The 14,421-nt window shown below is 68.4% G+C and carries 14 protein-coding genes and 1 tRNA gene; 12 read left to right on the top strand and 3 right to left on the bottom strand.

The features are described from left to right. Window positions 1-101 precede the first annotated feature (101 nt). The 4 genes from ASD82_RS12680 to ASD82_RS12665 all read left to right on the top strand — a co-directional run bounded on the left by ASD82_RS12680 (window position 102) and on the right by ASD82_RS12665 (window position 4,378). On the top strand, window positions 102-2,105 hold the full coding sequence (locus ASD82_RS12680) for an oligopeptide transporter, OPT family (RefSeq protein WP_056718189.1): 2,004 nt from the start codon (window positions 102-104) through the stop codon (window positions 2,103-2,105). Window positions 2,106-2,195: 90 nt separating this feature from the next. Further along, window positions 2,196-2,537: a carboxymuconolactone decarboxylase family protein gene (locus ASD82_RS12675; RefSeq protein ID WP_056718272.1), complete on the top strand. Its 342-nt coding sequence runs from the start codon at window positions 2,196-2,198 to the stop codon at window positions 2,535-2,537. 72 nt (window positions 2,538-2,609) lie between these two features. Next, window positions 2,610-3,680, top strand: coding sequence for a methyltransferase (locus ASD82_RS12670; protein WP_056718188.1), 1,071 nt, complete (start codon window positions 2,610-2,612; stop codon window positions 3,678-3,680). Further along, window positions 3,677-4,378 (top strand): 16S rRNA pseudouridine(516) synthase, encoded by a 702-nt coding sequence (locus ASD82_RS12665; protein WP_056718187.1) that lies wholly within the window; start codon window positions 3,677-3,679, stop codon window positions 4,376-4,378. The genes ASD82_RS12670 and ASD82_RS12665 overlap by 4 nt, the downstream gene beginning before the upstream one ends. Window positions 4,379-4,381: 3 nt before the next feature. Here ASD82_RS12665 and ASD82_RS12660 read toward each other — a convergent pair whose 3' ends face one another. Further along, window positions 4,382-4,726: a YkgJ family cysteine cluster protein gene (locus tag ASD82_RS12660; protein WP_056718186.1), complete on the bottom strand. Its 345-nt coding sequence runs from the start codon at window positions 4,724-4,726 to the stop codon at window positions 4,382-4,384. Between the two features lie 46 nt (window positions 4,727-4,772). Further along, window positions 4,773-5,363 carry a DUF1415 domain-containing protein gene (locus ASD82_RS12655; RefSeq protein WP_056718185.1) on the bottom strand — a complete coding sequence of 197 codons (591 nt, stop codon included), beginning with the start codon at window positions 5,361-5,363 and terminating at the stop codon, window positions 4,773-4,775. A 215-nt stretch (window positions 5,364-5,578) separates the two neighbouring features. Between ASD82_RS12655 and ASD82_RS18125 the strand changes: the two genes are divergently transcribed. Then, window positions 5,579-6,685, top strand: a complete 1,107-nt coding sequence (locus tag ASD82_RS18125) for a lytic transglycosylase domain-containing protein (RefSeq protein ID WP_235580707.1) — start codon at window positions 5,579-5,581, stop codon at window positions 6,683-6,685. 82 nt (window positions 6,686-6,767) lie between these two features. Further along, complete coding sequence (locus ASD82_RS12645) at window positions 6,768-8,327, top strand: YdiU family protein (protein ID WP_056718184.1); 1,560 nt, start codon at window positions 6,768-6,770, stop codon at window positions 8,325-8,327. Window positions 8,328-8,374: 47 nt separating this feature from the next. Here the strand turns inward: ASD82_RS12645 and ASD82_RS12640 are convergent. Then, window positions 8,375-8,451 (bottom strand) — tRNA-Arg (locus tag ASD82_RS12640). Window positions 8,452-8,596: 145 nt separating this feature from the next. Between ASD82_RS12640 and ASD82_RS12635 the strand changes: the two genes are divergently transcribed. The 6 genes from ASD82_RS12635 (at window position 8,597) to murB (ending at window position 14,139) form a co-directional block, all read left to right on the top strand. Continuing rightward, window positions 8,597-10,132, top strand: a complete 1,536-nt coding sequence (locus ASD82_RS12635; protein WP_056718183.1) for an aldehyde dehydrogenase family protein — start codon at window positions 8,597-8,599, stop codon at window positions 10,130-10,132. Window positions 10,133-10,216: 84 nt separating this feature from the next. Further along, a complete protein-coding gene (locus ASD82_RS12630) occupies window positions 10,217-10,519 on the top strand; it encodes a DUF4190 domain-containing protein (protein ID WP_056718182.1) in 303 nt (100 codons plus the stop codon). Between the two features lie 6 nt (window positions 10,520-10,525). Then, complete coding sequence (locus tag ASD82_RS12625; RefSeq protein WP_056718181.1) at window positions 10,526-11,299, top strand: SDR family oxidoreductase; 774 nt, start codon at window positions 10,526-10,528, stop codon at window positions 11,297-11,299. Then, window positions 11,292-12,059 carry a class I SAM-dependent methyltransferase gene (locus tag ASD82_RS12620; RefSeq protein ID WP_056718180.1) on the top strand — a complete coding sequence of 256 codons (768 nt, stop codon included), beginning with the start codon at window positions 11,292-11,294 and terminating at the stop codon, window positions 12,057-12,059. Before ASD82_RS12625 ends, ASD82_RS12620 begins: the two co-directional genes overlap by 8 nt. A 3-nt stretch (window positions 12,060-12,062) precedes the next feature. Beyond that, window positions 12,063-13,100: a quinone-dependent dihydroorotate dehydrogenase gene (locus ASD82_RS12615; protein ID WP_056718179.1), complete on the top strand. Its 1,038-nt coding sequence runs from the start codon at window positions 12,063-12,065 to the stop codon at window positions 13,098-13,100. A 10-nt stretch (window positions 13,101-13,110) separates the two neighbouring features. Then, window positions 13,111-14,139, top strand: coding sequence for a UDP-N-acetylmuramate dehydrogenase (murB, locus tag ASD82_RS12610; protein ID WP_056718178.1), 1,029 nt, complete (start codon window positions 13,111-13,113; stop codon window positions 14,137-14,139). The last annotated feature ends 282 nt before the right edge of the window (window positions 14,140-14,421 follow it).

The raw sequence follows: 14,421 nt of genomic DNA, 5'->3' as shown, positions 1-14,421 counted from the left end.
CGGGCGGCACCTGCGGGCTCGCCGTTTCGCGCCATCGGTAACCACCCGCAGCCATTCCACGCTATCTTCCACCGCAGCATCCATCCGGGGGAGAGTCATCTGTGAGTGCAAAACCAGCTTCCATCAGCGCGCCACGCACCGAGTTGACCGTACGTGGGTTGATCATCGGTATCGTGATCACCCTGGTGTTCACCGCGGCCAATGTGTTCTTCGGGCTCAAGGCCGGCCTGACCTTCGCCACCTCGATTCCGGCGGCGGTGATCTCGATGGCGATCCTGCGCAACTTCAGGAACTCGACCATCCAGGAAAACAACATCGTGCAGACGATCGCCTCGTCGGCGGGCACCTTGTCGGCGATCATCTTCGTGCTGCCCGGTCTGGTCATGGTCGGCTGGTGGACCGGCTTCCCGTTCTGGATCACCTTCGGCATCTGCGCCACTGGCGGCATCCTGGGCGTGATGTACACGATCCCGCTGCGCCGCGCGCTGGTCACCGATTCCGACCTGCCGTATCCGGAAGGCGTGGCCTGCGCCGAAGTGCTGAAGGTGGGCGGCGGCGACGATTCTGAATCCACCACGGAAGAGAGCAGCCGCGCCGGCCTGCTCGCCGTGATGGGCGGCTCGGTGGTCTCGGCGCTGTTCGCCATCGTGGTGGCCACCCGCGTGTTCGGCAGCAACGTGGCGCAGTATTTCCGCCTCGACGATCGCGGTTCGGCGACCGGCTACGACTTCAATCTTTCCTTCGCGCTGCTGGCAGTCGGGCACCTGGTGGGGCTGTGGGTCGGCCTTGCCATGTTGTTCGGCGCGGTGATCGCGTGGGGCTGGGCGGTGCCGCATTACACCGGGCTGCTTGTTGGCGTCACCGGTGCCGCGGCGGACGTGGCGCAGGCGGCGTGGAGCAGCAAGGTGCGCTTCATCGGCGCCGGCACGATCGGCGTGGCGGCGATCTGGACGCTGGCCAAGCTGGTCAAGCCGGTGATCGGCGGACTTGCCGCGGCGATGGCCTCGTCGCGGGCGCGCAAGTCCGGCCAGGGCGCCAGCCTGCCCCGTACCGAGCTGGACATGCCGATCGGCATCGTCGGCCTGGTCAGCCTGCTGTGCCTGCTGCCTATCGCCTGGCTGCTGGGTGATTTCGCCGGCGATACCGGCCTGGGCGACCATCTGGGCCTGCTGCTGGCCGGCGGCCTGGTGTTCGTGGTGGTGATGGGTTTCCTGGTTTCGGCGGTGTGCGGCTACATGGCCGGCCTGATCGGATCGTCCAACAGCCCGCTGTCGGGCGTGGGCATCCTGGTGGTGATCGTGGCGGCGCTGTTGCTGGTCGCCGGCGTGCAGTCGCAACTGCCGGTCAGCGCGGGCAAGGGGCTGGTGGCGTTCGCGCTGTTCGCCACCTCGATCGTGTTTTCGGTGGCGACCATCGCCAACAACAACCTGCAGGACCTGAAGACCGGCCAGCTGGTCGACGCCACGCCGTGGAAGCAGCAGGTGGCGCTGGTCGCCGGCGTGCTGGTGGGCGCGGCGGTGATCCCGCCGGTGCTGGACCTGGTCAACCAGGCCTACGGTTTCGCCGGCATGCCGGGCGTCGACCCGGCGCGCGCGCTGGCCGCGCCCCAGGCCGGACTGATCTCCGCGCTGGCGCAGGGCGTGATACAGGGCAACATCGACTGGAGCCTGATCATCCTGGGCGGCGCGATCGGCGTGGTGCTGATCATCATCGACGCGGTGCTGGGACGCAGCAGCAAGTCCGCCTCGCTGCCGCCGCTGGCGGTGGGCCTGGGCATCTACCTGCCGACCTCGACCACGCTGATGGTGGTGGTCGGCGCGATCGTCGGCTGGTATTTCGACAAGCGCGCCGACCGCGCGCGCGATCCGGAGGCGACCAAGCAGCTGGGCGTGCTGCTGGCCTCGGGCATGATCGTGGGCGAGAGCATCATCGGCGTGGTGATCGCCGCGATCGTGGTGTTCTCCGGCAAGGAGGCGCCGCTGGCCCTGGTCGGCGGCGGCTTCGCCAATGCGGCGATCTGGATCGGCGGAATTGCCTTCATCGCGGTCAACGTGGCGCTGTATCGCTGGGTGGCCCGACTGGGCCGTACACCCGCGGCCGGTTGACGGGTTGACGGGCATTTGTCCGCGCCGTGGCGCATGATCGCGCTGCGGCGGGGCAGGTCGCCCGGCTGCCACGACAACGAGGTGACCGTCATGCTGGATTGGTTGCAATACCGCAAGGAACTGCTGGGCCGGATCGGCGAGATCGGCAAGCTGAGCCCGGATACCCTGAAGGGCTACCAGACCCTGTCTGGCGCCGGCGAAAAGACCGGTCACCTGGATGCGAAGACGCGCGAGCTGATCTCGCTGGCGGTGGCGGTGACCACCCGCTGCGACGGCTGCATCACGGTGCACGTGGGCGAGGCGCTGAAGCATGGCGCCAGTCGCGAGGAAATTGCCGAAGCACTGGGTGTCGCGGTGGCGATGAATGCCGGTGCCGCCCTGGTGTATTCCGCCCGCGCGATGGATGCGGTCAGCGCGCACAGCGGCGGTTGAGTCGGCAATCGGCGCGGACGCAAGGCGCCGCCACGTACAATGCCGCCATCGTTTTGATGGTCGAGGGTTGACGTGACGGTTGCCGGAGTTTCCGCTGCCGCGCCGGATGCGGCGCTGGCGGCCCTGTTCGTGCCGTTCGAGTCCGGCGAGTTGTCCTTGCCGGCGGACGGTCGCGTGCTGTTCCTGCGCGCCCGCGCTGGCGTGCGCCTGCGCGAAATGGCGCGGCCGGGTTGGCTGTGCGAGCAGGGCTTCCTGCCGTTTGCCGACGAACTGGCGCGCAACGGCCTGCGCGTGGGCGAGCCGGCGGCCGGGGAGAAATTTTCACTGACGCTGCTGCTGCCGCCGCGCCAGCGCGACGAAGCCCGCGCGCTGTTCGCCCGCGCGTTGCAGCATGTGGCGGCCGGCGGCGTGCTGCTGGCGGCGATGCCGAATGCCGAGGGCGCGAAGTCGGGCGAGGCGGACCTGGCGAAACTGGCCGGCGCCGTGCAGCACCAGTCCAAGCACAAGTGCCGGGTGTTCTGGAGCACGCCGTCTGCCGACACGGTGGACCAGGCCTTGCTGGCGGAATGGCTGGCGCTGGATGCGCCCCGCGAAATCATGGACGGCTACATCAGCCGCCCCGGCCTGTTCGCCTGGGATCGCGTCGATCGTGCCTCGGCGCTGCTGGCCGCGCATCTGCCGGCGGACCTGCGCGGCAGCGTGGCCGATCTCGGCGGCGGCTACGGTTATCTTTCCGCGCAGGTCATCGCGCGCTGCCCGCAGGTGCAGGCGATCGACCTGTACGAGGCCGAGGCGCGCGCGCTGGAGCCGGCGCGACTCAACCTGGCCCGGGCGAAGCGCGCAGCCGGCAGGGAACTCGCGGTGGCGGTGTACTGGCATGACGTCACCCGCGGCCTGGCGCGGCGCTACGACGCCATCGTCAGCAACCCGCCGTTCCACCAGGGCCGCGCCGACCTGCCCGAGCTGGGCCGCGCGTTCATTGTCAGCGCGGCCGAGGCGCTGCAGCCGGACGGCCGCCTGTTGCTGGTGGCCAATCGCCATCTGCCCTACGAGGCCGTGCTGGCCTCGCGTTTTCATGACGTGCGCACGCTGGTCGTGCAGGAAGGATTCAAGGTGATCGAAGCGGTGGGAGTGCGGGGATGAAACTGGTCAAGCTGATCGCCAACCTGGGCTATGGCAGCCGCAAGGACGTCACGGCGCTGTTCCGTTCCGGCCGCATCACCGATGCTGAGGGCGAAGTGCTGTACGCCGACGACGTGGTGCCGTACGAGACCATCCGCGTCGACGACGAGCCGCTCGATCCGCCGCCCGGCCTGGTGCTGATGCTGAACAAGCCGATGGGCGTCACCTGCTCGCGCAAGGACCCGGGACGGGTGGTCTACGACCTGCTGCCGCCGCGCTACAGCGTGCGCTCGCCGGCGCTGTCCAGCGTGGGCCGGCTCGATCGGGACACCTCCGGCCTGCTGCTGTTCACCGACGACGGTGCGCTGCTGCACCGGATCATTTCGCCCAAGGCGCAGGTGACCAAGGTCTACGAGGCGACGCTGGCGCAGGATCTGCGCGGCGACGAAGGCGCGCTGTTCGCCAGCGGCAGCCTGATGCTGGAATCGGAGAAGGAGCCGCTGGCGCCGGCGAATCTTGAAGTGCTGGGCCCGCGCCATGCCCGACTCAGCGTCACCGAGGGCCGCTACCACCAGGTGCGGCGGATGTTTGCCGCCACCGGCAACCATGTCGAGACCCTGCAGCGGATCTCGGTGGGCAGGCTCGCGTTGGGCGAGCTGCCGCTGGGCGAATGGCGTGCGCTGGATGCCGACGAGGTCGCGCTGATCTTCGCGCCCTAGCACCTACAGCATGTGCACCGCGGTAGGGATCGTGGCGCCGAACCACTTGTGCCGCTCGTCGCGGCAGCTGGGGCTGCCCATCGCGAACTTGCGGCAGATGCCCGGGCGTTCGTCATAGATGGTGCAGCCCGAAGTGTTCGGATCGACCGCCGCGCACCAGCCGTCCTCGCCCTTGGCCAGGGTTTCCATGCCGTGTTCGTCGCGATCGATCAGCCACGTGGGCACGTGGTCGTCGGGCATCAGCACCACGGTGAGGCGGCAGCACACGGCTTCGCAGGTATTGCAGTGGACGCCGGGGTCGATGCTTTCGGCGTAACGGTCGACGGGCTGTGCGCGGGAGGGATTCATGCGCCAGCTTGGCACTGCCGCGATGAACAGGATGTTGAGGCGACGATCAGTCCGCCTTGTCGTCCCACAACGCCTGCCAGCCATCCGCACCCAGCCGGCGCAGGGTTTCCTGGTTGCGGCGATAGATCGCGTCGGTGTCGCTCATCTGTTCCATCGCGCGTTCGACGCTGGCTTCGCGCAACAGGTGCAGGGTGGGGAAGGGTGAGCGGTTGCTGAAGTTCTCCACGTCGTCCGCGTCGCTGTCGGCGAACTGGTACTGCGGGTGGAAGCTGGCCACCTGCCATTCGCCTTCCAGTCCCAGCGTCTGCACGGCCGCATCGGCCACGTCGAGAAAGTCGTTGTAGTCGAGGAAATCGCCCAGCACGAACGGATGGATCAGCAGGCCGGTCTCGCATTCCTCCGGCGTCAGCGCGTTGAGCGACTGCAGCTCGCCGCAGAGGTCGTCCAGCAGCGCGTCGGTATCGCGCGCCTGGCTCACCCGCAAGCGCAGCTTGCCCTGCACGTGGGGCGCGCGGGCGAACGGACACAGGTTCAGCCCGATCACCGCCCGTTCCAGCCAGCGCGTGGTGGCCGCCAGGTAGGGCGCGTCCCCGGGCAGGGCGTCGGCGTTCAGGTCGTTGGCGGGGGACGGGATCATGCGATTTCCGGTTCGGGGACGAGCCCGACTATAGCCGTTGCGGGCGGGCCACCGGCACGGACTGGCTGCGGCGCGCAGGTGACGTGCGATGATGTCCGACGCATTCCGGGCACGCGGCTTGCTTGGGTGATGGTTTCCCTTCGCCGGCCACCGCTGAACGCGGCGTTGCCCGGTCGCATGGTGAGGATGGATTCGTGGATGGTTCGAGCGGCCGGATGACAGGTGCGACCCACCTGGCACCCGGCGAAAAGCCGGAAGCTCCTCGCCCCGCCGTGGCGCGCGCCGCGGCGGCGACCGCGTGCGCGCCGACGGCCAGTCGTTTCCGCGGACCCCAGCGCCGCCCCGATCCCCGGGCCAGGCCTGCCACGCCCGCGCCGGCGCGGCATGCGCTGGTGCGTCGGCGCCGCGAATCGACGCCACGCGAGGTGCCAGGCCATCGTGGACGATGGACGGCAGCGTTCGCCGCCTGGCGTCACTTCGCGGCGCGCGTGCCGGCCCTGGTCAATGTCTATCTGCCATCGGTGCCGCGCTACCTTGCACCGGCGATCCTGGCCGCGGCGTGTCTTGCGACAGCGATCGGCTTTGGCGGCGGGCGCCATCCCGGGCATGCGACGGCTCCCGCGATGACGGCGCAACCGGCGCCCGGAGCGCCAGCCCTGGTCACGGCCGTGCCACGCAGGGAGGTGGCCGCTCCAGCGGCGGCTCCGGCGATTCTGCCGTATGCCGCGGAACAGCGGACGCCTCCCGCGCCGTCCGCCGACCGCCTGCTCAGCGAAGTCAGCACGATGGACCTGATGATGCCGATCGCCGAGCCCGACCTGGACATCCGTTCGCGCCACAGCCTGTGGGCCCAGGTGGGCAAGACCTACGGCATCGACCCGCTGTTGCTGTACAGCGTGGCGCTGGTGGAATCGAAGTCGCTGTATCCGGACGGCCGGGTGGCGCCGACGCCGTGGCTGTTCCGCGTCGACGACCATCTGGTGCGGGGCGATCGCCAGCACGTGCAACTGCAGATGGCCGCGGCCAGCCAGTTCGGTTCGGCGGTGCAGGACGTGGGCATCATGCAGGTCTATTACCCGATGCACCGCGACGCGGTGCGCGACCCGCTGACCCTGCTCGATCCGCGCACCAACATCACCGTCGGGGCAAAAATCCTCCGCGACGGCATGCGCCGCACCCGCGATCGCGTGATGGGCGTGGGCTATTACCACAGCCGCACGCCCAGCCTGGCCAGGGGTTACGGCACGGCCGTGCTGACCGTCTACGACCGGCTGAAGGCGCAGCATCGCAAGTCGGCCAGGCAGGGGCCGGTGGCGCGCTAGGTTCCTCCGGTCGCAGGCGAGCGCCTTGCATCGCGGGGTAGTCGCCCGGATATAGGCAGCACCTCCCGCGGTCACCATCAGCATGTTCCAGCTGCGCTTCGACAACGCCTTCGTCCGTGACCTGCCCGGTGATCCGCAGCAGGGCGCGGGCCCGCGCCAGGTCGAAGGCGCGCTGTATTCGCGGATCGATCCCACGCCCGTGGCTGCGCCGCGGCTGCTGGCGCATTCGGCGGAGATGGCCGCCACGCTGGGCTTCAGCGAAGCCGAGGTCGCTGCGCCGGAATTTGCGCAACTGTTCGGCGGCAATGCCCTGCTCGACGGCATGCAGCCGTACGCGGCGAACTACGGCGGCCACCAGTTCGGCCACTGGGCCGGGCAGTTGGGCGATGGCCGGGCGATCTCGCTGGGCGAAGTGATCAATGCCGGCGGCGAGCGCTGGGAGTTGCAGCTGAAAGGCGCGGGCCTGACGCCGTACTCGCGCGGCGCGGATGGCCGCGCGGTGCTGCGCTCGTCAGTACGCGAATTCCTGTGCAGCGAGGCGATGCACCACCTGGGCGTGCCGACCACGCGGGCGCTTAGCCTGGTCGGCACCGGCGAGCCGGTGCTGCGCGACATGTTCTACGACGGCAACGCGGCCACCGAGCCGGGCGCCATCGTCTGCCGCGCGGCGCCTTCGTTCCTCCGCTTCGGCAACTTCGAACTGCCGGCGTCGCGCGGCGACATCGGTCTGCTGCGGCAACTGGTCGACTTCGCCATCCGGCGTGATTTCCCCGAACTGCAGGGGCAAGGCGAGGCGCTGTACGCGGAGTGGTTTGCCCAGGTCTGCGAGCGCACCGCCGCGATGATTGCGCACTGGATGCGGGTGGGCTTCGTGCATGGCGTGATGAACACCGACAACATGTCGATCCTGGGCCTCACCATCGACTACGGTCCGTACGGCTGGATCGACAACTACGACCCGGACTGGACGCCGAACACCACCGACGCGCAGCGTCGCCGTTACCGCTTCGGCCAGCAGCCGGACGTGGCCTGGTGGAACCTGAGCCGGCTGGCCGGCGCGCTGGCGCCGCTGTTTGCCGACGTGGCGCCGCTGCAGGCGGGACTGGATCGCTACGCGGCCGCCCATGGCGCTGCCGATCGGGCGAATATCGCCGCGAAACTCGGCTTCGCCGAATGCCGCGATGACGACGTGGCCCTGATGCAGTCGTTGCAGGGCCTTATGCAGCAGGCCGAGATCGACATGACGCTGTGGTTTCGCGCACTGGCTGACCTTGACACGCGGGCGCCCACGCTGGCGCCATTCGCCGCGGCTTTCTACGACGAAGCGAAACGTCGCGAGGCCGAGCCGGCGCTCGACGACTGGCTGCGCCGCTACGCGGCGCGGCTGGCCGACGATCCGTTGCCGGCGGGACAGCGTCGCGAGCAGATGCGCCTGGCCAACCCCCGTTACGTGTTGCGCAATTACCTGGCGCAGCAGGCGATCGACCGGGCCGGGCAGGGCGACCTCGACGGCATCACCGAGCTGCTCGACGTGTTGCGCCACCCGTACGACGACCAGCCCGGCCGCGAGGCGTTCGCGCAAAAGCGCCCGGACTGGGCGCGGCACAAGGCCGGTTGCTCGATGCTGTCGTGCAGTTCCTGAGCCGGAAAGCACGAAGGCCGGCGATGCCGGCCTTCGTGCTGGGAAAATGGTGCCCTCGAGACGATTCGAACGTCCGACCTGCCCCTTAGGAGGGGGCCGCTCTATCCAACTGAGCTACGAGGGCAGCGCCGGGATTTTCGCATGGATCGCGCGGTTCTGCTGCTCCCCTGCCGCCAGAGGGAGGGAGCAAGGTGGTTGCCCCTGCTAGAATGGCGAATTACCGATTTCATCCACGGTGCCGGCAGGCGCCGCATGTCCAGGAGACATCCATGTCCCATGCAATCCTCAGCGCGCTCGGCCTCGACGGCGAGCAGTCCGGCAGCTACCTCGGCCAGGGCGAGTGGTCGAAGACCACCGACGCCGGCGCGTTGCAGCCGGTGAACCCGGCTACCGGCGAAGTGCTCGGCACCGTGCATGCGTCCAGCGCCGCCGATTATGAAGTGATCGTCCAGCGCGCCAAGGCCGCGTTCAAGGTGTGGCGCACCACGCCCGCGCCGCAGCGTGGCGAAGCGGTGCGCCTGTGCGGCGAAGCGCTGCGCAAGCACAAGGACGCGCTCGGTTCGCTGGTTGCGCTGGAGATGGGCAAGATCAAGCCCGAGGGCGACGGCGAAGTGCAGGAGATGATCGACATCGCCGACTTCGCGGTGGGCCAGAGCCGCATGATGTACGGCTCGACCATGCATTCGGAACGACCGGGTCATCGCATGTACGACCAGTACCATCCGCTGGGCCTGGTCGGCATCATCAGCGCGTTCAACTTCCCGGTCGCGGTGTGGGCGTGGAACGCGATGCTGGCCACCATCGCCGGCGACATCTGCATCTGGAAGCCGTCGCCGAAGACGCCGCTGTCGGCGATCGCCACGATGAAGATCTGCAACGAGGCGCTGAAGGACGCCGGCTTCCCCGACCTGTTCTTCCTGTTCAACGATGCCGGCAGCGACCTGGCGCAGGCCTTCGTCGACGACAAGCGCATCCCGCTGATCAGCTTCACCGGCTCGACCAAGGTCGGCCGCATGGTCGGCGAGCGCGTCGCGCAGCGCATGGGCCGCTCGTTGCTGGAACTGGGCGGCAACAACGCGATCATCCTCGATGAAAGCGCCGACCTGAAGCTGGCGATCCCGGGCATCGTGTTCGGCGCCGTCGGCACCGCCGGCCAGCGCTGCACCACCACGCGCCGCCTGTTCGTGCACGAGTCGATCTTCGACGGCGTGCTCGACACCCTGGTCAAGGCCTACCAGCAGGTCGAAGGCAAGATCGGCGATCCGACCCTGGCCACCACGCTGATGGGTCCGCTGAACAGCCAGGAAGCGGTTCAGGGCTACCTGAAGGCCGTGGAGAACGCCAAGGCCGCCGGCGGCACCGTGCGCACCGGCGGCAAGGCGCTGACCGACCGCAAGGGCAACTTCGTGCTGCCGACCATCGTCACCGGCGTGAAGAATTCCGACGACGTGGTGCAGACCGAGACGTTCGCGCCGATCCTCTACGTGATGCCGTTCAAGACGCTGGACGAAGCCATCGACATGCAGAACGACGTGCCGCAGGGCCTGTCGTCGTCGATCTTCACCAACAACCTGCGCGCGGGCGAGCAGTTCCTGTCGGCGGCCGGTTCGGACTGCGGCATCGCCAACGTCAACATCGGCACCTCGGGTGCGGAGATCGGCGGCGCGTTCGGCGGCGAGAAGGAAACCGGCGGCGGCCGTGAGTCCGGTTCGGACGCGTGGAAGGTCTACATGCGCCGGCAGACCAACACCATCAACTACTCCGACGCGCTGCCGCTGGCGCAGGGCATCAAGTTCACGGTGTGACGAAAGTCGGCCACGGGCGTTCGCCGTCCGTGGCCGTCCGATGCACGAAGGCGTTGTGCCACCTCCCTCACGAGTGAGCGAACGATGAGCTATCAACCGTCTTATCGCCCGGGCAACACGACCAGTTCGCTGGCGGTGGTGAGCCTGGTGTTCGGCATCCTGACGTGGATCTTGCTGCCGTTCATCGGTGCGCTGGTGGCGATCGTCTGCGGTCACCTGGCACGCGGCGAGATCCGCCGCAGCCCGATCGACAACCGCATGGAAGGTGACGGCATGGCGGTGGCCGGGCTGGTGCTCGGCTACGTCCAGCTGGCCTTGTGCGTGCTGGGCATCTTCCTGCTGATGGCGGTGCTGATCTTCGGTTTCGCGTTTGCCGGCTGGCACTGACGGCGCATGAACAAGGCGCTGCCGGCTCCGTTCGATTTCCGCGGCTATCGCGTCGTCGTGGCCGGTGGCAGCCGTGGCATCGGCCGCAGCATCGCGCTGGGTTTTGCCGCCGCTGGCGCCGGAGTCTCCATCTGCGCCCGTGGCGCAACAGCTCTCGAGGAAACTCGCCAGGCCATCGCGGCCCACGGCGTGGTCGCGCACGCGCAAGGCTGTGACCTGGCCGACGCGAAGGCGATCGAAGCTTATGTGGCGAATGCCGCCGACGCGCTCGGCGGCATCGACGTGCTGGTCAACAACGCCAGCGGTTACGGCTTCGACGAAGGCGACGAGAGCTGGCTGGCCGGCTTCAACGTCGACCTGATGGCCGCGGTGCGCGCCTCGCGCGCGGCGCTGCCGCATCTCAAGGCGTCGGCCCACGGCTGCATCCTGCACACCAGTTCGATCGCGGCCTTCCGTCCGCGTGCGAACGGCGCGGCCTATGCCGCGGTGAAGGCGGCGCTGAGCCAGTACACCACCTCGCAGGCGCTGGCGCTGGCCGGCGAGCGCATCCGCGTCAACGCGATCGCGCCCGGCTCGATCGCGTTCGCCGATGGCCTGTGGGAGCGGCGCCGGGTGGAGCAGCCGGAGTTGTACCGCGCCACGCTGGCGAAGATTCCGTTCGGCCGCTTCGGCACGCCGGAGGAAATCGCCCACGCCGCGCTGTTCCTCGCTTCGCCGTTCGCGGGCTGGATCACCGGCCAGACCCTGGTCGTCGACGGCGGGCAGATGCTCAGTGGCTGACTTCCAGTCCACCACGCGCTTCAGCGATCGCGTCGACGACTACGTGCGCTATCGCCCCGACTATCCCGTGGCGCTGCTCGACTGGCTGCAGCGCGAGCAGGGCGCGGACCGCCACTGGCGCGTGGCCGACGTGGGTGCGGGCACCGGCATCTCCTCGAAGATGTTCCTCGATGCGGGTTACCGTGTGACGGCGGTGGAGCCGAATGCGCCGATGCGCGCCGCCGCCGAACAATGGCTGCGCGGGTACGACGGCTTCGATGCCGTCGACGGCCGCGCCGACGCCACCAAGCTGGCCGATGCCAGCGTGGATCTGGTCACCGTGGCGCAGGCGTTCCACTGGTTCGACGAGGCGGCGGCACGGCGCGAGTTCGCGCGCATCCTGCGTCCGCAAGGGCTGGTGGCGATCTGGTGGAATTCGCGCCGGCTCACCGGCACGCGCTTCCTCGAGGGCTACGAGGCCTTGCTGCTGCGCTTCGGCACCGACTACACCAGCGTGGCCGAGCGTTACGCCGACGATGCACACATGCGCGTCTGGTTCGGCGCCGGCTATCGCGGCAGCGCCAGCTTCGGGCACGGCCAGCGGCTGGACTTCGACGCGCTGCGCGGGCGCCTGATGTCGTCCTCGTATGCGCCGCAGGCGGGGCATCCGCGGCATGAACCGATGCTGCAGGCGCTGCGCGAACTGTTCGACAACTGCGCCGAAGACGGCACGGTAAGCTTCGATTACGACACCCGCATCTTCGCGGGCCAACCGGTCTGATCCATGTACGACATCCTGCGCCCGCTGCTGTTCCAGCTCGACGCCGAGAAGGCGCATCACCTCACCCTGTACGGGCTGGGCGTGGCCCAGCGCAGCGGCTTCGCCCGCTGGATCGCCAAGCCGCCGGCGGACCTGCCCACCACGGTGTTCGGCATCACCTTTCCGAACCCGGTCGGCCTGGCGGCCGGCCTGGACAAGAACGCCGAGTACCTGGACGCGCTCGATGCGCTGGGCTTCGGCTTCATCGAAGTCGGCACGGTCACGCCGCTGCCGCAGCCGGGCAACGACAAGCCCCGCATGTTCCGCCTGCCAGGGCACGAGGCGATCATCAACCGGCTCGGCTTCAACAATGGCGGCGTCGATGCGCTGGTGCGCAACGTGCAGCAGTCCAGCTACCACGGCGTGCTCGGCATCAACATCGGCAAGAACAAGAACACGGCGAACGAGAAGGCGGTCAACGATTACCTGACCTGCCTGCACAAGGTCTACGAACACGCCAGCTACGTCACGGTGAACATCTCCTCGCCGAACACGGCCGGATTGCGCGACCTGCAGCAGGAAGCCACGCTGTACAAGTTCATTTCCGTGCTGCGGGCGGCGCAGGAGCGGCTGGGCTCGCAAGCCGGCAAGCGCAAGCCGATGCTGCTGAAGATCGCCCCGGATCTTTCCGAAGCGGAGCTGGACGCCATCGCCGAGGTGCTGCTGCGCACCGGCATCGACGGGGTGATCTGCAGCAACACCACGATCGATCACGAGTCGGTGGCGGACGACCCGCGCGGCGGCGAGGCGGGTGGCCTGTCCGGCAAGCCGCTGTTCGCGCGGTCCACCGCGGTACTCGCCGGCATGCACAAGCGCCTGCAGGGACGCATTGCGCTGATTGGCGTGGGCGGCATCCTCGAAGGCAGCGACGCGGCCGAGAAACTCGACGCCGGCGCCTCGCTGGTGCAGGTCTACTCGGGCCTGGTCTATCGCGGCCCGCACCTGGTCGGCGAATGCGTCAACGAAATCCGTCGCCAGCGCGAGGCCGCCCATGCCGTCTGAGCGCACCGACATGGGTGGTTACACGCTGATAGAAAACGCCTCGCTGGTGAACCGCAACACGCTGCGCGTCGATGCGCGCGCCACGTTGCTGGCGGAAATCCGCGACGCCAGCAAGCTGCCCGAACTGCTCGACTTTCCCGCCGTGCGCAACGGCCGCCTGCTGGTGTTGGGCGAGGGCAGCAACATGCTGTTCACCGGCGATTTCGACGGCACCGTGCTGGCGATGGAAACCCGCGGCGTGCAGGTGGAAAGCGGCGGCGACAGTGCACGCATCGCGGTGGCCGCGGGCGAACGCTGGGACGACTTCGTGCGCTGGACGCTGGGCCAGGGCTACGCCGGCCTGGAAAACCTGATCCTGATCCCCGGCACCGTGGGCGCCGCGCCGATCCAGAACATCGGCGCCTACGGCTGCGAAGTGGCCGAATTCGTCGAAAGTGTGGAAGCGTGGGATACCCGCGAGCACCGCGTGGTGACGCTGGACCACGCCACCTGCGCATTCGCCTATCGCGACTCACTGTTCAAGCACGAGCCAGGTCGCTACATCGTCACCGCCGTGCGCTTCGTGCTGCCCCGCCACCGCGCACTGCGCACCGACTACGCCGGCATCGACGAGCAGCTGGCGCGGATGGGCATCGACAAGCCCGCACCTTTCCACGTCGCCGAAGCCGTCGTGCACCTGCGCACGAAAAAACTGCCCGATCCGGCCGTGATCGGCAACGCCGGCAGCTTCTTCAAGAACCCCATCGTCGACGCCGCGCTGGCCGATGCGCTGAAACGCGAGCATCCCGAACTGGCCGCCTGGCCGCAAGCGGATGGCCGCAGCAAGCTTTCCGCCGCGTGGCTGATCGAAGCCGCCGGCTTCAAGGGTTTCCGCGAAGGCGATGCCGGCATCTCGAACCGGCACGCGCTGGTGCTTGTCAACCACGGCCACGCCACCGGACCCCAACTGTGGGCGCTGGCGCAGCAGGTGATGCACGGCGTGCACGCCAGGTTCGGCGTGCAGCTGGAACCTGAGCCGGTGGTGATCGGCGCGCGCTGAGCGGTTGTGTCGGCGCTGAGCGCCTGTTGCTTCTGGTGCGTGCAGAGCAAAAGTTTTCGTCCCCCTCGGCGGCCGAGCTACTTATCGTAGGGGCTGGCACTGCCTGACGGCTCTCCTAAGGTGCTGCGTCGCGTGCCTGCTCTGATAGGAGCGCATCCTGTGCGCGATGCGCTTTTGCCTATTGCTGTGCATCAGAGCGAAAAGCTTTCGTCTGCCTACGGCAGCCGAGCCACCTTTCTCTGTGTGGCCAGAGAAACGTGGCCCAAAGAGAGGCCACCCCGC

The sequence above is a fragment of the Rhodanobacter sp. Root179 genome (assembly GCF_001428465.1).
Taxonomy (GTDB): Bacteria; Pseudomonadota; Gammaproteobacteria; order Xanthomonadales; family Rhodanobacteraceae; genus Rhodanobacter.
The sequence above is the reverse complement of the archived record's forward strand: the minus strand, read 5'-3'. Positions and strand labels throughout refer to the sequence as shown.